Annotated in this window: 24 protein-coding genes; 18 read left to right on the top strand and 6 right to left on the bottom strand. The window is 68.3% G+C overall.

From position 1 onward, the window contains the following. Positions 1-22: 22 nt before the first annotated feature. From BJ960_RS15850 to BJ960_RS15830, 5 genes are all read left to right on the top strand, one after another. Positions 23-1,219, top strand: coding sequence for a bifunctional 2-methylcitrate synthase/citrate synthase (locus BJ960_RS15850; protein WP_185987999.1), 1,197 nt, complete (start codon positions 23-25; stop codon positions 1,217-1,219). A 185-nt stretch (positions 1,220-1,404) separates the two neighbouring features. Next, on the top strand, positions 1,405-2,181 hold the full coding sequence (locus BJ960_RS15845; protein WP_185987998.1) for an electron transfer flavoprotein subunit beta/FixA family protein: 777 nt from the start codon (positions 1,405-1,407) through the stop codon (positions 2,179-2,181). Between the two features lie 17 nt (positions 2,182-2,198). Next, a complete protein-coding gene (locus tag BJ960_RS15840; protein ID WP_185987997.1) occupies positions 2,199-3,167 on the top strand; it encodes an electron transfer flavoprotein subunit alpha/FixB family protein in 969 nt (322 codons plus the stop codon). A gap of 5 nt (positions 3,168-3,172) precedes the next feature. Continuing rightward, positions 3,173-5,005, top strand: a complete 1,833-nt coding sequence (locus BJ960_RS15835; protein WP_185987996.1) for a cytochrome b/b6 domain-containing protein — start codon at positions 3,173-3,175, stop codon at positions 5,003-5,005. A 51-nt stretch (positions 5,006-5,056) separates the two neighbouring features. After that, the gene (locus BJ960_RS15830; RefSeq protein ID WP_185987995.1) at positions 5,057-6,073 is read left to right on the top strand and encodes an MBL fold metallo-hydrolase; all 1,017 of its coding nucleotides are present in this window, start codon (positions 5,057-5,059) and stop codon (positions 6,071-6,073) included. Positions 6,074-6,086: 13 nt separating this feature from the next. Here BJ960_RS15830 and BJ960_RS15825 read toward each other — a convergent pair whose 3' ends face one another. Genes BJ960_RS15825 through BJ960_RS15815 form a run of 3 tightly spaced genes read right to left on the bottom strand, consistent with a single transcriptional unit; the run spans position 6,087 to position 8,166 of the window. After that, on the bottom strand, positions 6,087-7,082 hold the full coding sequence (locus tag BJ960_RS15825; protein ID WP_237463781.1) for a cation diffusion facilitator family transporter: 996 nt from the start codon (positions 7,080-7,082) through the stop codon (positions 6,087-6,089). A 55-nt stretch (positions 7,083-7,137) separates the two neighbouring features. Next, on the bottom strand, positions 7,138-7,347 hold the full coding sequence (locus BJ960_RS15820; RefSeq protein WP_185987993.1) for a heavy-metal-associated domain-containing protein: 210 nt from the start codon (positions 7,345-7,347) through the stop codon (positions 7,138-7,140). Between the two features lie 54 nt (positions 7,348-7,401). Then, positions 7,402-8,166, bottom strand: a complete 765-nt coding sequence (locus tag BJ960_RS15815) for a sulfite exporter TauE/SafE family protein (RefSeq protein WP_185987992.1) — start codon at positions 8,164-8,166, stop codon at positions 7,402-7,404. A gap of 178 nt (positions 8,167-8,344) precedes the next feature. Here BJ960_RS15815 and BJ960_RS15810 point away from each other — a divergent pair, with 178 nt between their 5' ends. The 5 genes from BJ960_RS15810 (at position 8,345) to BJ960_RS15790 (ending at position 12,865) form a co-directional block, all read left to right on the top strand. After that, entirely contained in the window at positions 8,345-8,737 is a 393-nt protein-coding gene (locus BJ960_RS15810; protein ID WP_185987991.1) for an NIPSNAP family protein, read from the top strand. Continuing rightward, on the top strand, positions 8,734-10,095 hold the full coding sequence (locus BJ960_RS15805; protein WP_185987990.1) for an NAD(P)H-dependent oxidoreductase: 1,362 nt from the start codon (positions 8,734-8,736) through the stop codon (positions 10,093-10,095). Before BJ960_RS15810 ends, BJ960_RS15805 begins: the two co-directional genes overlap by 4 nt. A gap of 32 nt (positions 10,096-10,127) precedes the next feature. Next, positions 10,128-11,222: a 2-keto-3-deoxygluconate permease gene (locus BJ960_RS15800; RefSeq protein WP_185987989.1), complete on the top strand. Its 1,095-nt coding sequence runs from the start codon at positions 10,128-10,130 to the stop codon at positions 11,220-11,222. Then, complete coding sequence (locus BJ960_RS15795) at positions 11,219-11,998, top strand: HpcH/HpaI aldolase family protein (RefSeq protein ID WP_183075290.1); 780 nt, start codon at positions 11,219-11,221, stop codon at positions 11,996-11,998. Before BJ960_RS15800 ends, BJ960_RS15795 begins: the two co-directional genes overlap by 4 nt. 138 nt (positions 11,999-12,136) lie before the next feature. Next, entirely contained in the window at positions 12,137-12,865 is a 729-nt protein-coding gene (locus BJ960_RS15790; RefSeq protein ID WP_121074935.1) for a FadR/GntR family transcriptional regulator, read from the top strand. 18 nt (positions 12,866-12,883) lie between these two features. Here BJ960_RS15790 and BJ960_RS15785 read toward each other — a convergent pair whose 3' ends face one another. Genes BJ960_RS15785 through BJ960_RS15775 form a run of 3 tightly spaced genes read right to left on the bottom strand, consistent with a single transcriptional unit; the run spans position 12,884 to position 15,282 of the window. After that, positions 12,884-14,317 (bottom strand): amidase, encoded by a 1,434-nt coding sequence (locus BJ960_RS15785; protein WP_185987988.1) that lies wholly within the window; start codon positions 14,315-14,317, stop codon positions 12,884-12,886. A gap of 26 nt (positions 14,318-14,343) precedes the next feature. Then, on the bottom strand, positions 14,344-14,808 hold the full coding sequence (locus BJ960_RS15780; RefSeq protein ID WP_185987987.1) for a hypothetical protein: 465 nt from the start codon (positions 14,806-14,808) through the stop codon (positions 14,344-14,346). 9 nt (positions 14,809-14,817) lie between these two features. Further along, positions 14,818-15,282 (bottom strand): hypothetical protein, encoded by a 465-nt coding sequence (locus BJ960_RS15775; RefSeq protein WP_147429798.1) that lies wholly within the window; start codon positions 15,280-15,282, stop codon positions 14,818-14,820. Positions 15,283-15,508: 226 nt separating this feature from the next. Between BJ960_RS15775 and BJ960_RS15770 the strand changes: the two genes are divergently transcribed. The 8 genes from BJ960_RS15770 to BJ960_RS15735 all read left to right on the top strand — a co-directional run bounded on the left by BJ960_RS15770 (position 15,509) and on the right by BJ960_RS15735 (position 23,409). Next, complete coding sequence (locus BJ960_RS15770) at positions 15,509-16,696, top strand: metal ABC transporter substrate-binding protein (RefSeq protein ID WP_185987986.1); 1,188 nt, start codon at positions 15,509-15,511, stop codon at positions 16,694-16,696. Further along, entirely contained in the window at positions 16,693-17,493 is an 801-nt protein-coding gene (locus BJ960_RS15765) for a metal ABC transporter ATP-binding protein (RefSeq protein ID WP_185987985.1), read from the top strand. Before BJ960_RS15770 ends, BJ960_RS15765 begins: the two co-directional genes overlap by 4 nt. After that, on the top strand, positions 17,490-18,446 hold the full coding sequence (locus BJ960_RS15760; RefSeq protein ID WP_307814730.1) for a metal ABC transporter permease: 957 nt from the start codon (positions 17,490-17,492) through the stop codon (positions 18,444-18,446). Before BJ960_RS15765 ends, BJ960_RS15760 begins: the two co-directional genes overlap by 4 nt. Continuing rightward, on the top strand, positions 18,443-19,297 hold the full coding sequence (locus BJ960_RS15755) for a metal ABC transporter permease (RefSeq protein WP_185987984.1): 855 nt from the start codon (positions 18,443-18,445) through the stop codon (positions 19,295-19,297). The genes BJ960_RS15760 and BJ960_RS15755 overlap by 4 nt, the downstream gene beginning before the upstream one ends. After that, positions 19,297-19,695 carry a Fur family transcriptional regulator gene (locus BJ960_RS15750; RefSeq protein WP_185987983.1) on the top strand — a complete coding sequence of 133 codons (399 nt, stop codon included), beginning with the start codon at positions 19,297-19,299 and terminating at the stop codon, positions 19,693-19,695. The genes BJ960_RS15755 and BJ960_RS15750 overlap by 1 nt, the downstream gene beginning before the upstream one ends. 65 nt (positions 19,696-19,760) lie before the next feature. Further along, positions 19,761-20,369 carry a helix-turn-helix domain-containing protein gene (locus tag BJ960_RS15745; protein ID WP_202229222.1) on the top strand — a complete coding sequence of 203 codons (609 nt, stop codon included), beginning with the start codon at positions 19,761-19,763 and terminating at the stop codon, positions 20,367-20,369. 122 nt (positions 20,370-20,491) lie between these two features. Further along, positions 20,492-21,934: an NAD(P)/FAD-dependent oxidoreductase gene (locus tag BJ960_RS15740; RefSeq protein WP_185987982.1), complete on the top strand. Its 1,443-nt coding sequence runs from the start codon at positions 20,492-20,494 to the stop codon at positions 21,932-21,934. Beyond that, a complete protein-coding gene (locus tag BJ960_RS15735) occupies positions 21,931-23,409 on the top strand; it encodes a peptide MFS transporter (RefSeq protein ID WP_185987981.1) in 1,479 nt (492 codons plus the stop codon). The genes BJ960_RS15740 and BJ960_RS15735 overlap by 4 nt, the downstream gene beginning before the upstream one ends.

Raw genomic sequence — 23,409 nt, 5'->3', positions numbered from 1 at the left:
AGCACAAGCGAAGGAGCTTACCGTGACGGAGCATTCGACAGTCCAGATTCAGAAGGGCCTTGCCGGGGTCGTCGCCGATACGACGGCGATCTCGAAGGTCAACCCTGAGACCAACAGCCTGCTGTACCGGGGATATCCGGTGCAGGAGCTCGCGGCGACGCAGCCCTTCGAGGCCGTCGCGTACCTGCTCTGGAACGGTGAGCTGCCGAGCGATGAGCAGCTCGCCGAACTGCGGGCGGAGGAGCGCCGCCATCGCGCGCTCGCCGACAACGTGCGCGCCGCGATCGACCTGTTGCCGCTCAGTGCGCATCCGATGGACGAGGTGCGAACCGCGGTCAGCGTGATCGGCGCCTCCGATGTGTCGGGATCAGGATCGGTGCTCGACGCCGCAGGCAGCCCCGAGGAGAACCTGGCCCGGAGCGTCAGGCTGTACGCCGCGTTGCCCGCGATCGTCGCCTACGGCCAGCGACGCAGGCGCGGCGAGCAGCTCGTGGAGCCGCGCGACGACCTCGACTACGCGGCGAACTTCCTGTGGATGACCTTCGGTGAGGAGGCCGACGCGGTCGTCGTCGACGCATTCAACCGCTCGATGACGCTCTACGCTGAGCACTCCTTCAACGCCTCCACGTTCACGGCGCGGGTGATCACGTCGACGCTGTCGGACCTCTACTCGGCCGTCGTTGGCGCAATCGGCGCTCTCAAGGGGCCTCTGCACGGCGGCGCGAACGAAGCCGTGATGCACATCTTCGACGAGATCGGTGAGGCCGACAAGGTCGTGGCGTGGCTGGACGAGGCGCTCGCGGAGAAGCGGAAGATCATGGGCTTTGGCCACCGGGTCTACAAGCGGGGCGACTCGCGCGTCCCGACGATGAAGGCGGCGCTCGACACGCTCGTCGAGCATTACGACAGGCCCGATGTCGCGGCGCTGTACGACGCGCTCGAGAGCGAGTTCGTGTCGCGCAAGGGTATCTACCCGAACCTCGACTACCCGTCGGGACCGGCGTACAACCTCATCGGGTTTGACACCCTCACGTTCACGCCGCTGTTCATCGCCTCGCGCGTGACCGGGTGGACCGCGCACGTGATGGAACAGACAGCGTCGAACGCGCTGATCCGTCCGCTGTCGGCCTACAACGGAGTCGACGAGCGCCACATCGACGGGTATGTGCCCGATGCGGAGGCGCTCGCCGCCGCGGAGCGCCCGGAAGAGCGGGCCTAGCCAAACACCACAGCCCAACCGGCTGTGCGAGGGAGGAATCAGGTGGGTCGCGCAACAATTTCCACTTTGAGGCATTCCCTCACGTATGATGCGTTTACGAGGAAATCACGCGCTCTACCCGGGCGCTGGGCGGCACAGCGGCCCGAACGAGATCTCAGGCCGCGAGGCCGAGTTAAGGAGAATCGATGAAGATTGTCGTGCTGGTCAAGGAGGTTCCCGATACGTACGGGGATCGCAAACTGAACCTTGAGACCGGAATTGCAGACCGTGCGGCCTCCGACACCGTGCTCGACGAGATCGGCGAGCGCGCGCTCGAGGCGGCGCTCTCCTTCGCCGACGCGAACGATGGCACCGAGGTTGTCGTGGTCACGCTTGCGCCCGAAAGCGCGAGCGGTTCGATCCGAAAGGCGCTCGGCATGGGTGCGCACTCCGCTGTGCACGTCGTCGACGAGGCGCTCCTCGGCGCCGATCTCGGCCTGACCGCAGAGGTGCTCGCGAAGGCGATCACGCGTGCCGGCTTCGACCTCGTGATCGCAGGCAACGCCTCAACCGATGGGTCGGGCGGCGCGATCCCCGCAATGCTCGCCGAGCACCTGCGGGTGCCGGGCCTCACCGGCCTCAGCGAGGTAGCGATCTCGGCCGCCGGCGTCTCTGGCGTACGCCCGGTCGATGGCGGGCTGCAGAAGGTTTCGGCCGATCTGCCCGCCGTGATCTCGATCACCGAGGCGCTGCCCGAGGCGCGCTTCGCGAACTTCAAGGGCATCATGGCCGCGAAGAAGAAGCCGCTCGAGGTCGTCTCACTCGCGGACCTCGGCGTCGACGCTGAGGATCCGGCTGCGGCTCGGTCGATTATGACCGCGGTCGCAGAGAAGCCTGCCCGCGCCGCGGGCGTGAAGATTGTTGACGAGGGGGACGCGGGCACCCAGCTCGCCAACTACCTCATCGAGAACCGACTGGTATAGGGACGAGGGAACAGATCATGGCTGAATTTGCACAGGACTCGATCCTTGTCGTCCTCGAACCGCAGGCGTCCGGCGCCCTTGAAGACGCCGCCGCCGGCCTGCTCGGCGCTGCCTCGCAGGCAGGTACGCCCGTCGCGCTCGTGCTCGGGCCGGAAGCACTCGCCGCCGACGCGGCAGCGCTCGGAGCGACGCGCGTCCTCGTCGCGACACCGACGGATACCGCAGCGCTCGGAACATTCGCCGTCGACGCGCTCCAGGCCGCTGTCGCCAGCGTCGCACCGGATGCGGTGCTGGTGTCGAACTCGGTGAACGGACGCGACACCGCGGCCCGTTTTGCCGCGCGCACCAAGTCTGCACTCGCCGTCGACGCGATCGGCGTCGCCCGTGACGATCTCGGCGTCGTCGCGCAGCACTCCGTCTACGGTGGCGCATACAACGTCACGTCGGCGCCGACGTTCGGTGCCCCGGTCGTCACGATCCGGCAGGGCGCGGTCGACTCGCGGGCCGAGGCGCAGACCGCCCAGGCCGAGCCGCTCACCGTCACCGACTCCGGCGCGCCCGCGGCCCGCATCGACTCGTTCGAGGCCGTAACCGAGGTGTCCTCGCGCCCCGAGCTCCGCGGCGCGGCCCGCGTCGTCTCCGGCGGCCGCGGACTCGGCTCCAAGGAGCAGTTCGAACTCGTCGAGCAGCTCGCAGACGCCCTCGGCGCCGCGGTGGGTGCCTCGCGCGCCGCGGTCGACGCGGGCTTCGTACCGAGCTCGTACCAGGTCGGCCAGACCGGCGTCTCGGTCTCCCCGCAGCTGTACATCGCCCTCGGGATCTCCGGCGCGATCCAGCACCGCGCGGGCATGCAGACCGCGAAGAACATTGTCGCGATCAACAAGGACGGCGATGCGCCAATCTTCGACGTCGCCGACTTCGGTGTCGTCGGCGACGTGTTCACCGTCGTGCCGCAGCTGCTCGCAGCCCTCGAAGCTAGGCAGTAGCAGCGATGGCAAGCTACTCCCAGACGATACGGAGCGGGTTGCCCCGCGTCCCAGGCGGCGAGCCCTGGCCGCCAGCCGGGGCGCTGGCCGGCGCACCGGTAGTGGCGGTGGCCTCCGAGCCATCGGCCGCTCCGGCGGAGCCAGTCGCGGCCCAGCCCGCGCCGGCAGATGCCCCCGTGGAGGCACCCGCCGCCCAGGTTGCTGAACCGACGGCTCCCGACGTTGCTGACGTCGCCGCAGTAGCTGAGCCAGCTCAGCCCGCTGCGCCCGCTGGCACCGCTGTGGCTGCCTCGGAGCTGAGCTCCGTGCCGCTTCGGCGTGGCCTCCCACGCGTCGCCGGGGGAGACCCGTGGCCGCCCGAGGGCCTCGCGCCCGCAGGCACCGCAGCCTCCGCCGCGGCGCCGGGTGCTGCGGCATCGAGTGCTGCCGCGCCGGGTGCTGCTACGTCGGGTGTTGCTGAGGCGTCGCAGCCCGCTGCGGCGGTCCAGGCTGCCGGCGTTCCGGCTTCGGCCACCGCTGCTCCCGCGAGCGCCGATGCGTCTGCGGGCGCTCCGGCTTCGGCGCCGGCCGCCCCAGCTGCGCCAGTGGTGTTCGGCACGACCCCGCTTCGCCGAGGGCTGCCACGCGTGGCAGGCGGCGATCCGTGGCCGCCAGAGGGCCTCGCGCCCGAGCGCGCAGCGGCTCCCGCTGCCGCAGTTCCGGCGGCAGCACCTGATCCTGATCCTGCCGCCGCCCCTGCCGCCCCTGCCGCTCCCGCTGCTCCTGCAGCGCCGGCTCCCACGGCATCTGCCCCACAGGCTCCAGCACCGACACCGGCCGCGCAGGCTCCCGCCCCCGCGCAGACAGCCGCCGCGGCGGCCACGACGCCTGCGGCTCCGGCACGTCCCGCCGCAGCGACATCGCCCGCGGCTCCGGCGAAGCCTGCGCGAGAGCCGAAGATGATCGGCTCGCGGTCGCTCTCGCAGTGGGTGAAGCTCGGGTCGCTCGCCCTCGTCGGACTTGTCGCGTTCGCCGGGCTCATCGTGCTTGCCGCCCGCGGGGTGACCACCCTTCCCGGCGTGCCCGAGTTCCTCGAGCGCTACCCCGGCGAGTACCACCCGGCGTTCGAGCCCGAGGAGGGGTTCCCCGCCTGGGCGCGCTGGACGCACTACCTGAACCTGTTCTTCATGGTGCTCATCGTCCGCACGGGCCTGACGGTGCGCCACCAGCAGAAGCCCGACGCCTTCTTCACGCCAAAGAAGGGCGGGAAGAAGATCTCGCTCCACCTGTGGCTGCACACGAGCATCGACCTGCTGTGGCTTGCAAATGGCATCATCTTCGTGGTGCTGCTGTTCGTCACCGGGCACTGGGCGCGGATTGTGCCCACGAGCTGGGAAGTCTTCCCGAACGCGGCCTCGGCGATGCTCCAGTACCTCACGCTCGACTGGCCCGTCGAAAACGGCTGGGTGAACTACAACGCGCTGCAGCAGCTCATGTACTTCGTCATCGTCTTCATCGCGGCACCGGTGGCCGCGCTGACCGGACTGCGCATGAGCGAGTGGTGGCCGAAAAACAACGAGAAGCTCGACAAGGTGTTCCCGGCCCCGCTTGCGCGGGCGCTGCACTACCCGACGATGCTGTTCTTCGTGTTCTTCGTCATCGTCCACGTGTTCCTCGTGCTCACGACGGGCGCGCTGCGAAACCTCAACCATATGTACGCCGGCAACGACGGCGCCGGCTGGTTCGGGTTCTGGATGTTCACGGCCGGGCTTGGGCTGATCGCGATCGCCTGGTTCCTCACGCGACCACTGCTTGTCGCGCCAATCGCGAACCTGTTCGGCAAGGTCAGCAACCGCTAACCTGTCGAGCAACGCTCGCGCACAACGCAGCACGTATCAGGAGGTATGGCAGTGGATCCCGTTCGCACAACCAGCGATAGTCAGCGGAGCGCACTCGGCGCCGGGACGCTCCCGGTGGTCGAGGAGGTCCGTCCAGGGATCCACGCCATCGCCCTTGATATGCCCGGCATGCAGCCGCCGTATGCGTTCAGCTACGCGATTCTCGCTGGCGGCGACTCGCGCGCGGTGCATGTCGTCGACGCGGGGCTCGACACCGATGCGAACTGGGCCGCATTCGGCGAGGCGCTCGCGTCGCTCGGACGAGCGGTCGCCGACGTCGAGACCGTGACGCTCACGCACCTGCACTTCGACCACACAGGCCTCGCGAACCGGATTCGTGAGGCGTCGGGTGCCCGGGTGCGCATGCACGCTGACGAGGCCGCGGCGATCAGGGAGGGGCTCCAGTTCTCGGCTGGGCACGACGTTGGCGACATGCTTGGCGAGTGGGGCGTCCCCGAGCAATGGCGAGATCAGCTCCTCGCCATCGCGAACTCGCGCGCTGACTTCGGCGCGACAGTGATCATCGACGACGAGCTTGCCGACGGCGATGTGCTTGATCTCGGGGACTATCGTGCCGCCGTGATTCACACGCCAGGCCACACCACCGGCCACATTTGCCTCGCGCTCGAGGGCGCCAACGCGGTGTTCACCGGTGACCACGTGCTGCCGCTCATTAACCCCGGCGTCGCGCTCGGCGGGAAGCGCACCGCCGACCCGCTCGGTGAGTACTACGGGTCGCTCGAGAAGCTCGCACCGCACGCGGAAGCGGAGGCGCTGCCAGGGCACGGCTTTCGGTTTGCGCCGCTCGGATCGCGCTGCGCCGAGATCCGCGAGCACCACGAGGCTCGCACGCGGCAGGCAGCCGAGCGCCTGTCTGACGAGCCGGGGCTGACGGTGTGGCAGCTCGCAGGCAAGCTCTCGTGGACTGGCGGGTGGGAGAACCTCCCGATCGTCTCGCGCGTCTCTGCGCTCGCGCAGACCGACATGCACTACGCCCGCGTCGTCAGCACCGCCGCCGCTCGGCAGTAGCTCCGATCGCGCCCTAGTCGTGCGTTCGGAGCTTCGGGATGTCGTGGCTTTCGGGCTCGAGCTGGAGCGTCGAGTGCTCAAGGTTGAAGTGCTCGACAAGGCAGGCTTTGAGCTCGTCGAGCACCGCGTGGTAGCCGCGCTCACCCCAGGAATCGTCGGAAATGGTGACGTGGGCTGAGAACGCCGGCACGCCCGACGTGATCGTCCAGGCGTGCACGTCGTGCACCTCGACGACGCCGGGTACCGCGAGCATGTGGGTGCGAGCTGCGTCGACATCGAAGTCCTTCGGCGTGGCCTCGAGGAGCACCGAGACGACGTCGCGCAGCAGGCTGTAGGCGCGCGGCGCGATGAGCAGGGCGATCGCGATCGACGCGATCTGGTCGACCATCATCCACCCGGTGAACGCGATGATGATGCCCGCGACGATGACCGCCAACGACCCGAGCAGGTCGCCGAGCACCTCGAGGTAGGCGCCGCGAACGTTCAGGCTCTCTTTCTGCCCCGAGCGCAGAATGAGCAGGGAGACGAGGTTCGCTGCGGCGCCGATGACGGCGGCGATGAGCATCGGCGTCGACTGCACCTCGACCTCGGAGCCGAAGCGCGAGATTGCCTGCACGAAGATGACGACGGCGATGACGCCGAGAACGATACCGTTCGCGAGGGCAGCGAGCACCTCCACCCGAAGGTAGCCGTAGGTGCGCTTCGAGTTGGCCGGAAGTGTCGCAATGATGCTTGCAAGCAGGGCGATGGCGACGCCCGTCGCGTCGGTCAGCATGTGGCCTGAGTCGGCAAGGAGCGAGAGCGACTTCGAGATGAAGGCGCCGATCAACTGCACCAGGAACACGCTCAGTGTGATCGCAAGCACCAGGATCAGGCGCTTTCGATGTTTGCCCGTCGCGGTCGCGGCGCCCTCAAGTCCGTGCGAGTGGCCGGCGTGGCTTTCCCCGCCGCCCGCGGGAGCCGCCGGATGGCCGGGGCTAAACTCCGGGTCGCAGTTCGGCTCGTCCATGCTTCGCATGTTACCTGGCTTCATTGGTCGTGTCGCGGGTCGGGGCGGCGCGGAGCTAGACGGTCGTCGCCTCGTAGCCGGCCTCGTCGACCGCCGCGATCACGGCCGCGACATCGAGCTGGGCCTCGGACTCCACGCGCAGCAGGCCGGAGGCCGCGCTGACCTCGAGCACGCGCACGCCAGGCACCTCGCCAACTTCCTGGCGTACGTGATTCTCGCAGTTTCCGCAGGTCATCCCGGTGACAGTGAATTCGGTCGTGTGCATGCCATTCACGCTATACCCCAAGGGGGTACTTCAGCAACGCCGACCCTGGCGGGGCTATCGCAGCAGCAGGTATAGCGCGCCCAGGGAAGTGCCGGCGATCACCGCCCATTCGAACGCGCGCTGACGAATGCGCGCGGCGATCCACCGCCCGAGGACGGCACCCGCGACGACCCCGGGAACCAGGAGCAGGTCGAGCTCGAGCGTCGCGGGGGTGATGAGGCCGAGCCCGATCGAGATCGGGAGCTTCGCGAGGTTGATCGCCGCGAAGAACCAGGCCGCGGTGCCGAGGAAGGTCGCGACCGGGAGCTTTGCGGACAGGAAATACAGCGACATGACCGGTCCGCCGGCGTTCGCGACCATCGTCGTAAACCCGCCGAGCGTGCCGAACCCCGCGCGTGCGGCGACGCGTGCGGCGTTGGCGGGTGGAGTGGCGGCGGCGCGAGGTCGCCATCGCTGCCACAGCGTCACGCCAATGAGTAGGAGCAGGATCGCACCGATCACCCGACGCACCGAGCCGTCGTTCGTGACCGCCAGGAAGAGCGCCCCGAGACCAAGCCCGAGCGCCGCGAACGGGACGAGGCGGAGGAGGGACCGCCAGTCGGCCTCGCGGCGGTAACTCACGAGCGCGAACACGTCGCCGACGATGAGGAGCAGGAGCAGCGCGCCGGTCGATGCCTTCGCGGGGAGGACGGCGGCGAAGATCGCGATGGAGATCGTGTTGATCCCTGGCAGCGCGGTCTTTGAGATCCCGACGAGCAACGCCGCGACGAGCAGCAGGCCCCACGCCTGCGGGGCGAGCTCGAACGGCGTGGGGGTCATGCCGACACTCTACCGAGTGTCGCGGACCGCGTTCCGGGCTCGTCTGGAGTCCATGTTGACGGGGCCAGCCACGACCCCTATGCTAAACATCGACCGGTTGATGTTTCCGATGTCGAGGGTGAACTCTCGCGGAATATTGCCGGATATGAATCCGCAACGAAGCGAAAAGGAGGCGTGCGTGATCGTCGAAATGCGCACCTACGACATCAACCCGGGCATACCGATGGCAGAGTTCCTTGCGAACTACGAGCGTCTCGGCCTGCCGGCGCAGAAGCGCATCCTCGAAGGGTTCCTCGGCTACTTCACGACCGAGTTTGGCACGCAGAATCAGGTCCGCCACTTCTGGGCGTTCACCGACCTGAACGACCGGGCGGCGCGGCGGGCGGCGCTCGCCGCAGATCCCGAGTGGCAGGCGTGCATCGACGTCGTCCGGCCAATGATCGTCCGCTGGGACAACACGATCATGACGCCAACCTCGTTCTCGCCCATCCGCGAGCTCCCGGTCGCGCCGGTCGACGAGCTCACCGCCTTCAACTTCGGCCTTGCTGGCCAGGCAGGAGACCCCGCATGAACCTCTACGATCTGATGCAGCAGCGCCGCGAAGCGGCTGGCCCGATCCGCGTCGGCGTGATCGGCGCCGGGAAGTTCGCGTCGATGTTTCTCACCCAGGCCGCCGGACAGCCCGAATTCCACGTCGTCGGCGTGGCCGAGCTCGACCCTGCCCGTGCCGAGGCCTCGCTCGAACGCACAGGCTGGGCCGCGGACCGCTACGGCAGGATCTCCCTCGACGAGGCGCGCGAGAGCGGTCGCACGGCCGTCGTCACCGACTCGCTCGAACTCGTGTCGAGCGAGCACGTCGAGGTCATCCTCGAAGTGACTGGCAATCCCCTCGTCGGCACGAAGCACGCGCTTGCCGCCATCGAGCACGGCAAGCACATCATCATGGTGAACGTCGAGGCGGACTGCATGGTCGGCCCGATCCTCAAGGAGAAGGCCGATGCAGCGGGCGTCGTCTACTCGATGGCCTACGGAGACCAGCCCGCGCTCATCTCGGAGATGGTCGACTGGTGCCGCACCGTCGGCTACGAGGTCGTCGCTGCGGGCAAGGGCACCAAGTACCTGCCCGAGTACGAGGAGTCGACGCCCGAGACCGTGTGGGGCTACTACGGCCTCACGGAGGCACAGGCGCAGGCCGGCGGCATGAACCCGCAGATGTTCAACTCGTTCATCGACGGCACCAAATCCGCGATCGAGATGGCGGCCGTCGCCAACGCCACGGGGCTGGTCCCGGACGCCGACGGCCTGCTGTTTCCGCCGGTCAGCGTCGACGACCTCTCGCAGCAGCTCATTCCCGCCGAGAGCGGCGGGGTGCTGCGGCAAACCGGCACCGTCGAGGTCGTCTCGAGTCTCGAACGCGACGGCAGCGAGATCGAGCGCGACCTGCGCTGGGGCGTGTACGTCACCTTCAAGGCGCGGACCGAGTACGCGGCGGCGTGCTTCACGGAGTACGGCGTCATCACCGACGCGAGCGGCGAGTACGCCTCGCTCTACCGGCCGTACCACATGATCGGCATGGAGCTCGGGGTGAGCATCGCCTCCGCCGTGCTCCGCGGTGAGGCGACCGGCGCCCCCAAGGCGTTCATTGGCGACGTGATCAGCGTCGCCAAGCGCGACCTCGCTCCGGGCGACGTGCTCGACGGCGAGGGCGGCTACACCGTGCGCGGGGCGCTCACCAGCGCTGAGCGATCCCTCGACGGGCGCTGCCTCCCGATGGGGCTCGCGCACGGCGCGAAGGTCGTGCGCGCGGTCGCGAAGGGCCAGCCGGTGAGCTGGGACGACGTCGAGCTGCCCGCCGACACCATCGCGGTCGAGGTGCGCCGCGAACTCGAAGCCAGGGCCCGCGAGGCCCGATCCACCGCGGCCGCCTAGGCCGTTCCCCACATCTCACGAAGGAGTGAGTCTTGACCGAAACCACAACCGTCGGGCCGCTGAAGCGGCTCGGGAGGCTCGTCGGCAGCGTGCCAGGCGCGCTGATGATCTACCCGCTGTTTCTCGGCGCCATTATCAACACGTTCTTCCCGGAACTCCTCGACATCGGCAGCTTCACGACGGCGCTCTTCCGCGACGGCGTCGGAGCGCTGCTCGGGCTGTTCTTCTTCTGCATGGGCGCGCAGCTCGACTTCCGGCAGGGCGCGGTGACGCTTGAAAAGGGCGTCGTCGTGCTCACTGCCAAGGTCGGCGTCGGCATCGCGATCGGCCTCGGCGTCGCGTTCCTCGTCCCCGGCGGCGTCCTCTGGGGGCTCACCCCACTCGCGCTCATCGCGGCGATCACGAACTCGAACTCGACCCTGTACGTCGCGCTCACCAAGCAGTTCGGTAACCTCAGCGACCGGGGCGCCGTCTCGGTGCTGTCGATCAACGACGGCCCGTTCATCACGCTCATCGCGCTCGGCGCCGCTGGCCTCGCATCGTTCCCGGCGGAGATGCTCGTCGGGATCCTGCTCCCGCTCGTCATCGGCTTCATCGTCGGCAACGTGAGCCCCACCGCCCGCAACTTCCTGAAGCCTGGCGAGCTGCTGCTCATTCCGTTCCTCGGCTTCATCGTCGGGCGCGGCATCGACTTCGCGGCACTGCCGCAGTCGGGCCTCCAGGGCGTCCTCCTCGGGCTGTTCTCCCTCACCATCGTCGCCGCCGCAAGCATGGGGCTGCTGTACCTCGTGCACGTGCTGCGCGGCCGCCCGAAGCGCGCGCGCAACGTCATCGCGGGCGCTGCCGAGTCCACGACGGCCGGCAACGCGATCGCCACGCCAGCGGCCGTCGCGCTCGTCGACCCAAGCTACGAGTCGATCCAGGCGATCGCGACGTCGCAGATCGCGGCCGCGGTGATCACCACAGCGATCCTCGTCCCCTTCCTCGTCGCCTGGGTCTCCAGGTGGCAGCTGAAACGCGGCACCTCGCCGCAGGCCGAGGACGACTGGAACTTCCCTGACCACGCGGAAGACACCACCACATCGGACGCGAACGCTGCGACCGAAGAACGAAAGGTACTGAGTTGAACGAGAAGCTCCGCCAAAAGCTCGCAGCAGGAGAGACCGCATTTGGTCTCTGGGTGACCTCTGAGGCATCCGCGGTGACCGAGGTCGCCGGGATGCTCGGGATCGACTGGATCTGCATCGACATGGAGCACGGATACCTGAACTTCAAGGACATCCAGGGCCATCTGCAGGCTGCGCGCGGCACTGACATGACCGTGCTCGTTCGCCCGCCGTCGCAGGATCTTGAGCCGATCAAGCGGGCGCTCGACGTCGGTGCACACGGCATCGTGCTGCCCCTGGTCGACAGCGCAGACGAGGTGAAGGCCGCCTACGACCACTTCTACTACCCGCCGATCGGCCGTCGCGGCATCGGCGGCGAACGGTCCGTGAAGTGGGGCCTCGACCTCGAGAACTATGTGAAGTCTGCGAACGACGAACTGCTGTTCATTCCGATGATCGAGACGCAGAAGTCGTACGACAACCTCGACGAGATCCTCGGCGTCGACGGCATCGAAGCAATCTTCCTCGGACCCGGCGACATGTCGGCCAGCCGCGGCGCCGTGGGGGAGTGGGAGGGCCCCGGCGTCACCGAGATGAACCTCGACATTCTCCGCCGGGCGAAAGAGAAGGGCATCGGCTCGGGGATCGTCGCCCGCCATACCGACGAGGCGATCCAGCGACGCGACCAGGGCTTCGGCATGGTCTCGCTCGGCTCGGACATCGGCCTCATGATCCGGCAGATCAAGCAGATGGCGGGCGAACTCGGCAAGGACACCGTCGGGCACCGCTGGTTCTAGCCGCTCCCGCGCCGGTGCAGCGGTGGGGTCCGCTGCGCCGGCGGGATGATGCAGGCCGCGCCTCCGTGGGGCGCGGCCTGTATCATCGCTCCAAGAACGAAGTGGCGGCTCGGTGCGGGGCGTCACGCATGAGGAAGGGTGATTGCTCTGTCTGATCCGGTCTTTCCCGCGGTAGGTGATGCTCGCCGGACCTCGGTCGCCGACATCGTTCAGCACGTCGTGCAGAGCACTGTGAGCCTGGGCATGAAGCCCGGCGACAAGCTGCCGCCCGAACGCCGGCTCGTCGAGCTTCTCGGGGTTGGGCGGTCGCCGCTGCGCGAGGCGCTCAAGTGCCTCGACATCATCGGCTTTATCGACATTCGGCCAGGAGACGGCACCTACCTGTCGACCGCGCCAAACAGCATCCTGCCGCAGGTCGTGTCGTGGGGCGTGCTGCTCGGCACCCGCGAGGCCGACGAACTCATCGAGGCGCGGTACTACACCGAGGTTGCGCTCGCGAGCCTTGCCGCCGAACGCCGGAGCGAGGCCGACCTGGCTGAGCTCGAAGCGCTGCTGGTCAGCATGGAGGGAGCCGAGAGTCCGGAGGCGTTTGCAAGCGCCGACAACGCGTTTCACCTCGCCATCGCGCGGGCGGCGGCGAATTCTGCGCTCTCCGCGATCCTGCTGAACATTAAGTCGCTGCTTGCCGTGTGGGTGGTTCGAGTTGTCGAACGCGCTCAGGGAAACGAGGCGCTCATTGCGCAGCACCGGGCCGTGTTCGAGGCGATCCGTGCGGGTGACGCGCAGGCGGCGGGCACGACGATGGGCGCCCACATCCACGAGGTCACTGAGATGCTGCGGGCGACGCTCGACGACGCGGCCGCCTAAGGCTGGAGCCGCGCTCGTTTAGAACGCGATGAGTTGCTCGGCGAGGGCGAGAAGCTGCGCCTCGCTGCCCTGCCTCCCGATGAGCTGCACACCGACCGGAAGGCCGGCACCGTCGACGGTGATCGGAACCGCGATTGCCGGCAGTCCCGCCACGTTCACCATCGAGGTGAACGGCGTGAGCTGGCACTGCCGCGCGTAGTCCTCGGAGCCCGGGAGGGAGGAGAACTCGCCGATGCGGGGCGGCGCCATCGCGAGCCCGGGGGTGAGCACGATGTCGGTCTGGCCCCAGAGGTCGCGTGCTTCGCGCCCAAAACCGCGAAGGCGGGCGGCGCTCTCCTTGTGCTGCGGCAGCGAGCGGGACAGCGCGCGCTCACGCATCTCGCGCGTAATGGGTGCGAGCAGCTCCACCTGGTCGGGCGAGAGTTCGATGAGCGACAGGCTCGCGATCCAGCTCTCCGTAAAGAAATCGAAGTACTCCGGATCGTAGGCGAAGCCGGCCCGGTCGACCGAGTGCCCGACGGCCTCGAGTCTGGCGGCGGCGTCCTCGAACGCACGAAGCGCGTCGCCCGAGACTTCGATCTCAAGCGCGGATGCGAAGGGGGAGGACGTGCTCGCCGCGACCGTGAGCCCGCTGACCTCGGACGCGCGCAGTACCGCCAGTTCGTGGCTACCGCGGGCCGGCTCGGCGGCCATCGCGTCCATGAGGATCGCAGCGTCGAGCGGGGTGCGCGCGAGCGGGCCCGAAACCGTCAGGATCGGGGCGCCGAAGACGTCCTCGTACCCCTTCGTGACGTCTCCCGGCACAGCGCCGAGGCCGGGCTTCAGTCCGACGAGACCGCAGGCGAGCGCCGGGATCCGGATCGATCCACCGCCGTCGGTTCCTGGCGCGACGGGCAGCAGCCCAGCGGCGACCGCGGCAGCGCTGCCGCCGCTGGAGCCGCCCGGCGTGCGCTCGGGGTCGTGTGGATTGCGTGCCGGCGGCGCGATGAGGTTCTCGGAGTAGCAGTTCAGCCCGAACTCGGGCACCTGGGTCTTGCCGAGCGAGATCGTGCCCGCCGCGCGGAGCCCGGCGACCACAGGATGGTCTGCGGCGGCGAGCTGGGGTGGCATTGCGGCAGTGCCGAACGAGGTCTTCGTGCCGCCGACATCGACGATGTCCTTGTGCGCGATCGGCATCCCGAGGAGCGGCGGAAGCGTGTCACCGGCCGCGTTGGTGCCCGCGGCGCCGAGGCCGGCCGCTCGATGGGCGCTCAACCTGACGTCGGCCGCGCGTGCCTCGACGAGTGCCTCATCGGCCGTCACCGAGATGAATGCGCCCAGGTCCGCGCGCTTGTCGATCCGCTCGAGGTAGAACTCGGCAGTCTCGACCGCACTCACCTCGCCCCGTTGGAGGGCGTCGCGGAGGGCGACGGCGGAATCGAAGGGTCCGGGCGACGGCGCGAGGGGGTCCATGGTCCGATCGTACGCGGCCCGTCGCGTCACTGCACGATGAGCTCGTGCCCGTAGCCGGCGCCCGCGCGCCAGACGGTGAGGTCGTAGGCGCGCGAACCGTCTCCGGCGTCGAGTGGCGCGAAGATCGAGTTGCGCTGCATCCCGGGGCTCGAGGAAGAGGCGACCTCGCCGAAGGGCGACGCGAGCCCGATGACGAGCACGTCGTCGTTCGTTATCAGCGCGTAGGCTGCGACGCCCTCAGGCGTGACCTCGAGCACCTCGAATGAGTCCATGCGGGGCACGTCGTTCGCGAGCACACCGGCGAGGAGCCCGGGGGTGGCGAGCAGGCGCTCACGCACGCGCTCGGTCGCGGCGGCGTGTGCGGCGTCAGCGGCGCGAGCGTTGGCGTCGGCGCGGAGCTGGATCGTCGCGGCGCCGCTGAGCGTCACCGCCCCGAGGACGGCCATGGTCATGGCCACGGCTGGGGCGACGCGCCTGCGAGTGGGAGCCATGAGCGCTGGCTACTTCGCCGTGAAGGTGTGATCGAACGTGTCGCCATTCCCCACTCGGCGGACCGAGAGCGTGTAGTCGCTCGTCGACTCGTCGCCCGGAATCATTGCCTGCACCCAGATCGCCTGCTTCCCGGGGATGGAAAGCCCGATGCTGGCGCCCTTGCCAGGGAAGATGCCCGCGCCGATGGCGTCTTCATCGGTGAGAAAGGCGACGGCGAGGACGCCCTCGTCGGTGCGCTCGAGGATGGTGATCGTCTCGGGGCGGAGCTCGCCACTCGTCTCGTCGGTGGCGGTATTGAGCGTCGCCCCCTCAATGAGCGAGAACACTCGGGCGGGGACCTGGGCCGTTGTGCTCGGGCTCGCGGTGACGACCTGGAACACGAACGTTGCGAGGAGCGCCAGCGAGCCGAGGATCGCGAGGGTCATGGTGACTGCGGGCCCGATGCGGCGCCGCGAGCTTTGGGGTAGTGACACTTCCGCTCCTCTGCTTGGTCGTGGGTACCGCCATGCTAGCCCCGGCGATGGTGGGCGAGTCAAGGCAGTAGGAGGTTCGAGCAGGGCCGTGCGGGGATGAGGTGGTGAGAGTTGTCGATGCCGCAGGACCGACGATAGCGACCGTGATCTGCGCACGACACGCCTTGTTGCGAATCGTTCTCAATCGGGCGTAGACTGAGACTCGTTCTCATTTAGAAGGTGTTACATGTCCAAGCTCTCACGCTCCCGTCACGGAGCGATCGTTGTCCCGGCGCTCGCCGCAGTCCTCGCGCTCAGCGCATGCAGCCCCGCGGCCGAGGGCGCGGACAGCGACACCCTCGCCGTCGTCGCAACCACGACGCAGCTCGCGGACTTCGCCAGCCACATCGGCGGCGACGACATCGCGCTGACGAGCCTGCTCCAGCCGGGCGCCTCCGCCCATCACTTCGACCCGTCGCCAAAGGAGCTTGTCGCGCTCAGCCAGGCAGACGTGCTGATCGTGAACGGCGCGGAGCTCGAGGGGTTCATTGACTCTGCGATCGAGGCCTCCGGCTTCAACGGCGAGCTGGTGACCGCCGCCGACGGGATCGACCTCGCCGAGGCGAAGGAGATCACCGCCGAGGGCGAGCTCGAGGCGGAGACGGGGGAAGTCGCTGACCACTCCGGTCATGACCACGCGGATCATGGCGACGCAGATCATGACCATACTGCCGAGGCTGAGGACGCCGCTCACGAGAGCGACGACCACGCGGAACATGACCACGCCGAAGCATCGGACCATGCCGACCACGACCACGGCGGCGACGAAGCGGGCCACGAGGGCCACGACCACGGCGACCTCAACCCCCACATCTGGACCTCGCCACGATACGCGAGCGCAATGGCTGCCGAGGTTGCGCGTGGGCTGGCGGCGGCGGACCCAGCCCACGCCGCGGACTACGAGACGCGCGCCGCGGCCTACGAGGAACAGCTCGCCGCGCTTGACGCCTGGGTGGGCGAGCAATTCGCGGCCGTGCCCGCAGCGGATCGCGTGCTCGTCAGCGGTCACGACTCGCTCCGCTACTTCCTCCACGACTACGACATCGCCTACGCCGGTGCGATCATGCCGAGCTTCGAGGACAACGCCGAGCCCAGCGCCGCGGAGCTCGATGCCCTCAGCGCCAAGATCCGCGACCGGGGTGTGCGGGCGATCTTCGTGGAGTCGTCGATGAGCCCGAAGCTCGCGCAGACGATCGCACGCGAGACGGGCATCACCGTCGTCGACGGCGACGCGCTCTATGCAGACTCGCTCGGCGCCGCCGGCAGCGGCGCGGAGACCTACGTCGACGCAACCGTCCACAACACCCGCGTTATCCTCGAAGCCTGGGGCGCGACGCCTGGCCCCGTTCCGGAGGCCCTGGGGGAGCATTCATGACAGACACTGCTCGAGTAGCCCTTGCGCTCGACGGAGCGTCGTTCGGCTACGGCGGCGAGACCCGGGTACAGAACCTGACGCTCGACGTGCCCACTGGCGCCGCAGTCGCGCTTATCGGCCCCAACGGCTCGGGCAAGTCCACCCTGCTGCGCGGGATTCTCGGCCTCGCAGACCTCACCGGTGGCGCCGTGCGCGTGCTCGGGGAGGCGCCTGCTGCAGCCCGCCGGAACGTTGGCACCCTGCCGCAGTCCGACGCCCGCGACACCAGCCTGCCCGTCACGGTTCGAACCGTGGTGGGTATGGGCCTCTACCGCGAGGCCGGTGCGTTCGGGCGGATCGGCAAGTCGGGGCGCGACGCCATCGCGACTGCGATTCGACTCGTGGGCCTCGAGGCGTTCGCGAATCGCATTTTCGGTGAGCTGTCGGGCGGGCAGCAGCAGCGAGCGATCCTCGCGCGCGCCCTCGTCTCGAACCCGCGTCTGCTGCTGCTCGACGAGCCGTTCAACGGGCTCGACCGCGAAAACCGAGAGATGCTGCTTGACCTCGTGGCCCGCCAGCGCGACGAGGGTCGCACGGTTATCGTGTCCACCCACGACCTCGAGATCGCGAAGGCAGCCTGCACGCACGTGCTGCTGCTCGCGAGCGGACACGAGCCGGGAGAGCCCGGCCACCCTGCGGCGTTCGGCACGCTCGAGGACGCGCTGACGCTCGACGCGGTGCAGCACGCGTTCCACGACTCCACGGTCGAGCTCGACCAGCACACCGTCACGACCACGCGAGAGGTCGACGCGCCGTGACCGGCTGGCTTGCCCAGGCGGCGCCGGGGCTCGCGAGCATCTTCGCGCTGCCGTTCATGCAGCGCGCGCTCATCGCGATCGCCCTGCTGGCGGTCGCCGCTGCGGTGGTTGGAGTGTTCATCAACTTCCGGGAGCTCGAATTCGTGAGCGACGGGCTCGTGCACGCGGTCTTTCCCGGCCTGGTGATCGGATCGCTCGCGGGCGGCACCGCTGGGCTACTTCCCGGCGCCGTCGGCGCGGCCCTCGTCGCCGCGCTGCTGTTTACGTTCCTCGGCCGCGCTGGCGCCCGAAGCTCGGGGAGCGTTGCCGCGCGCGACGCCGGGATCGCGGTGGTGCTCACCGGGCTGTTCAGCCTCGGCATTGTGCTTGTGTCTCGGGGAGACGGCTACGTCTCGCAGTTGCAGGAGCTATTGTTCGGGCGGATCCTCACGGTCACCGAGGCCCAGCTCGCGCAGATCGCGATCGTGGCGGTCATCGCGATCGGCATCGTCGTGGTCACGCGACGCGCGCAGCTGTACCGCGCGTTCGACCCCGCAGGCTTCGAATCGGCAGGGTTCAGCGCGTTTCGCACGGATCTCGCGTTGAACGTCGCGGTGGCACTACTCGTCGTCGCGGGCGTGCAGGCGCTCGGGGTGCTCATGGTTGTCGCGATCCTCGTCGTCCCGGTCGCCGTCGCGCGACTGCTCACCCGTCGCCTCGCGTTGCTCGCGCCCGCTGCGGCGCTCGTGACACTCGTCGCCGGGATCGGCGGGCTCTGGGGCTCGTTTGAGTGGTCGCTGCGGGGTTCGGTTTCGGCGTCGCCCGGCGCCCTCATCGTGCTCGCGCTTGTCGCCCTCTACGGCGCGGCGGTCGCGGTGTCCCAGCTCGTGCACGTCGCGAAGCGCGGGCGCGCACGCCGAATGGCGGCGGCCCTGCCCGTCATGCCGAACGTGAACGCGGGGGTGTGCCCGTGAGTTACTTCGCTCTGGCGGCATTCGAACTCGTGCTGCTCGGCCTGCTCGCCGGTATCGCTGGGACCCTGATCGTGTTCCGTGGGCGCTCGTTCTTCGCGATCGCGCTGAGTCATGCGACATTTCCCGGGGGCGTGATTTTCGCTCTTGCCGGCTGGAACCTGCTCGTCGGGCAGGCGCTGTTCGCCGCGCTGCTCGTGCTTCTCATGGGCGCCCTGTCTCGGGTGCCGAGGCAGGGTGGCCAGGTGTCGAGCGGGATCGTGCTCGCGCTCGGGTTCGCGCTCGGTGCACTGCTGTCGAGCGCGAACCCCGGCCTGGGGGTGCCCGTCGATGCCCTGCTCGTTGGGTCGCCGCTCAGCGTGACCTTCGGCGACATTTCCGCGACCGCGGCGGTGCTGCTCGCCTCGATCGTCGCGCTCGCCGTGTTCGGCAGGCGGATCCTCTTCCACACGTTCGACCCCGCCGGGTTTACGGCCGCGGGCTTCCGCTCTGGCCCCGTGGAGTTTGTCGTCGTTGGCATCATCGCGGCATCGGTCGTCGTGTCGATGCCGGCGGTGGGCGCGATTCTTGGTGTCGCGATCCTGATCGCCCCCGCCGCGGCCGCGCGGCTGCTCGCCCCGACGATCGCGTGGGTGCCGCCCATCGCGGCTACGCTCGGCGTCGCGAGTGGGCTGCTCGGCCTGTGGGCGTCGCGCGAGTGGAATATCGCGGCCGGCGGCTCGATCGGCCTTGCGGCCACCGTGATCTACGTGCTCGCGCTCGGCGCGTCGGCGACGTTCAGGCGACGCCCGAAGCCGGTCTCCGATACCGTAGAGAGGAAGACTCCAGCTGCAGTGATCACGGGAGGTGAGTGATGCAGCCGAAGCGAAATACCTGGCAGCGCGAGGCGGTGCGCGTTGAACTCGTTGATGCGCCCGGATTCGTGAGCGCCCAAGAGCTCCACAGGCGGCTCAAGGAGGGCGGCTCGACGGTCGGCCTCGCGACCGTCTACCGCGCGCTCGCGCACCTCGCGGAGGTCGGCGACGCCGACTCGCTGCAGTCGCCCGAGGGCGAGACGCTGTTCAGATCCTGCGAGACCTCGACGCACCACCACCACCTCGTGTGCCGCCGGTGCGGCGAGACCCGGGAGCTCGCCGCGACCGTCGTCGAAGAGTGGGCGGGGCGCGTCGGCGCCGAGCACGGCTTCACCGAGATCGGCCACGTTGTCGATCTGTTCGGGCTGTGCCCGGAGTGTTCCGCCGCCGAGCGGTAAGACGTGGCGCTCACACCTCAGTAAAGTTTTTTGTACAAATATCAAAGCTGTGTTAGATTCGCAGCATGTCAATGAATGACCCTGTGGAACTCGCTGCCGAGCCACGCACCGAGGCGCCCGGAGGCTCCACCGTCGGAGCACGCCTGAAGCGGCGTCGCCGCGCGCTCGGCCTCACCCTCAAGGACGTTGCCGAGGGGAGCGGCCTCACCCAGGGATTCATCTCGCAGATCGAGCGGGGCCACTCCAACGGGAGTGTGCGTGCGCTCCAGAGCATCTGCGGGGTGCTGAAGCTCAGCGTTGGCGACCTGTTCGATGCGCCGGAGGCCGAAGCGAGCAGCCGGGTGCAACGTTTCCGCGACGCGCAGGGTTTCGCGTTTGGCAACGGAGCGACCAAGCTCAAGCTCACCCCGTCTCACTTTGATCACCTTGAGGTGCTGATCGGGCTGTTCGAGCCCGGCGGGTCGACTGGCGACGGGCAGTACACGCACGGCGCCTCCGAGGAGGTCCTTGTCGTGATCTCAGGTCAGGTCATCGTCACCGTCGGGGATGACACCTACGAGCTTGGCGAACTCGACTCACTCCACTACAACAGCAGCGAGCCGCATCGCGTGGTCGAGGCGAGCGGCACGGCGCAAGCGCGGGTGCTGTGGACAATGGCGCCGCCGACCTACTGACGCCGCCGCTTGCGATAACTGAATGATCCGCCGACGAGCGTCGGCGCTGTTCGCCGCGCCGTCGCGCTGCTTTGCCATGCACATTTCGCACTCACACCACTATTGGGAAGGACACCACGAAGGTGACTCACTACACGAACGGCGAGATCTCGCATTGGATGCGCGCTCCCGAATCGGCCGGCCTGGCGCGCGCCGCGGCGCCGTCACGCCGCGGCGCGCTTCCTGACGAAGAGCAGGACCTTGTCATCGTTGGCGGCGGCATGACGGGGCTCTGGACCGCCTACTACGCGGCGCAGGCGCACCCGGAGTGGCGCATCACCGTGCTCGACTCCCACGAGGTCGGCTACGGCGGATCCGGCCGCAACGGGGGATGGGTATCGACGCTCATTCCCGGCAATCGCGCGGTCTACGCCAAGGCAGCGAACAAGCGCGGCCTCGACGGGAAGGGGGCGGTTCGCGCATTCCAGCACGAGATGAGTGCGGCGATCACCGAGACGCTACGCGTCCTCGACAGCGAGGGGATCAGCGCGGACCAGCACCGGGGCGGGCAACTGCAGGCTGCCACGACCCCGGCTGCGTTGAAGCGGCTGCAGGCCACGTACCGCGCGAACCTCGAGAACGGCTACGAGCCGGAGTCGATCGAGCTGCTCGACGCCGCCGCGTTCAAGGAGCGCATCGGCATTGTTCCGGCGCTGGGCGGGATGTACTACCGGGATACCGCGCGCGTGGACCCGGCGAAGCTCACCCGCGGCCTCGCTGACGTTGTCGAGGCCAAGGGCGTCACCATTCGTGAGCACGCTGAGGTGGTGCGGATCGATCCGCACGCGGCCACGACAACGCGCGGAGTAGTTCGCGGGCGGATCATCCTCAGCTGCCTTGAGGCGTTCACCGGAACTGTCGAGAGCGACGGACCCGGCTTCGGACGCCGAGAGGTGATTCCCGTGAACTCCTCCATGATCGTCACCAAGCCCCTCCGCGACGCAGACTGGACGCGGATCGGGTGGGATGGACGCGAATGCCTGAACGACGGCGCGCACACCTTCGTCTATGCTCAGCGAACGGCGGACAATCGAATTGCGATCGGTGGCCGTGGCACTCCCTACGCGTACGCCTCGGGCCTCCCCGGCGAGGGAGTCGTCGACGCGAGGACGATCAAGACGCTCAGGGATCGCCTCGAGTTCTTCTTCCCCAGCGCGGACATCGAGATCGACCACGCGTGGCGCGGGGCTATCGGCGTGACGCGCGATTGGTGTGCGGGCATCTATTTCGACCCGGCGACGGGCATCGGAAACGCGCGCGGCTACGCGGGGCACGGCGTCACCGCAACGAACCTCGCTGCCCGCACGCTGCTGGACAGGGTCGAGGGGAAGACCACGCAGCTCACGCAGCTGCCCTGGAACGACCACAACTCAGGCACCTGGGAACCCGAACCGATCCGATGGGTCGGCGTCCACGCGATGTACAGCCTCTTCGGCGTGGCTGACTCGTGGGAGGAGTCGCGAAACTCCGAAAATACCTCACTCATTGCACGATTTGGATCACGATTGGCAGGGCTGCACGAATGACCCACTCGATTACGACACCCCGGGCGGACAGCGTGCCGCCCCCACGCAAGGCGAAGCTGCCACGCGGCGTCTGGAGCATGGCCTTCACCGAGCTGTGGGAGCGCTATTCCTTCTACGGGCTACAGGGAATTCTGTCCTTCTACCTGCTCTATTCCCTCGCAGACGGCGGGCTCGAGGTCGCCCCGGCGGCAGCGGCTGGCATCGTCGGGGCCTACGGCGGCGCCGTCTACCTTGCGCAGGTGATTGGAGCCTGGTTTGGTGACCGCCTCGTTGCGCCCAAGCTCATGGTGCTCTTCGGCGCCATCGTCATCATGGCCGGCCACATCGTGCTCGCCTTCGCCCAGGGCCTCGGCGGACTCGGGATCGGGCTCGTGCTCATCGTCATCGGCACCGGCGCGCTCAAGACCAACATCACCTCGATCGTTGGGTTCCTCGTCGAGGGGCGCCCGCAGCAGGAGCGTGACGTCAGCTTCTCCTACTTCTACATGGCGATCAACATCGGTGCCGTTGTCGGCCCGCTGACGACCGGCTGGGTGCAGAACGAGTACGGCTTCCACTGGGGCTTTGGGCTCGCCGCCGTGGGCATGGCTGGCGCCCTCGTGCAGTATCTCGTGTCGTGGAAGAAGCTCCCGGAGCGAGCCTCCGTCGTGAACAACCCCCTGCCGCGCAACAAGTACCCGGTGTTTGCTGGCGCGGCCGTGGTCGGCCTGTTGGTGCTTGGCGGGGCAATCTGGTCGGGGATGCTGCGAGCCGAAAACCTCGCGAGCACAACGACGATCCTCGCATTGCTCGCCGCGGCCGCCTACTTCATTACCATGTGCACGTCACGCAGCGTGACGCGAGATGAGCGCAGCCGTGTGCTCGCCTACTTGCCACTGTTCCTGTTCTCGGGAATCTACTTCGGGTTGCTCTTCCAGAAGTTCACCGCGATCTCGATTCTCATCACCGAGCGGATCAACCTGCAGATTGGCGACTGGACGTTCCCCGTTGCGTGGATCACGACGGTGAGTCCGCTCGCGGCCGTGCTCATCACGCCGCTCATCGCGAAGCTCTGGAACAGCATGGGGTCGCGCCAGCCGTCGCCGGTCACCAAGTTCGGCATCGGACTGGTGCAGATTGGCTGCGCCTACCTGTTCCTGCTCATCATCTCGCAGGCAACCGGCGACGCCTTTATCCCGCTCGCGCTCATTCTGCTGTTCATGGCGATGGCAGGATCGTCCGAGGTGTTTGTTGGCCCGATCGGACTGTCGGTCGCCACCCAGATCGGTCCGAAGTCGTTCAAGTCCCAGATGGTTGGCCTGAACTTCCTGACCCTCGCGCTCGGCTCGTCGCTCTCGGGTCTGCTTGGCCAGCTGTTCGCCGCGATCGAGTCGCCGGCGTACTTCTCGATCGTGTCCGCGACCGGCCTGGTCCTTGGGGCGGTGCTCATCATCGCCCGTAAGCCCCTCGGACGTTGGCTGTCTTCCGGCCAGTAG

Source organism: Leucobacter aridicollis (genome assembly GCF_013409595.1).
In the GTDB taxonomy this organism is placed as follows: domain Bacteria; phylum Actinomycetota; class Actinomycetes; order Actinomycetales; family Microbacteriaceae; genus Leucobacter; species Leucobacter aridicollis.
The sequence above is the reverse complement of the archived record's forward strand: the minus strand, read 5'-3'. Positions and strand labels throughout refer to the sequence as shown.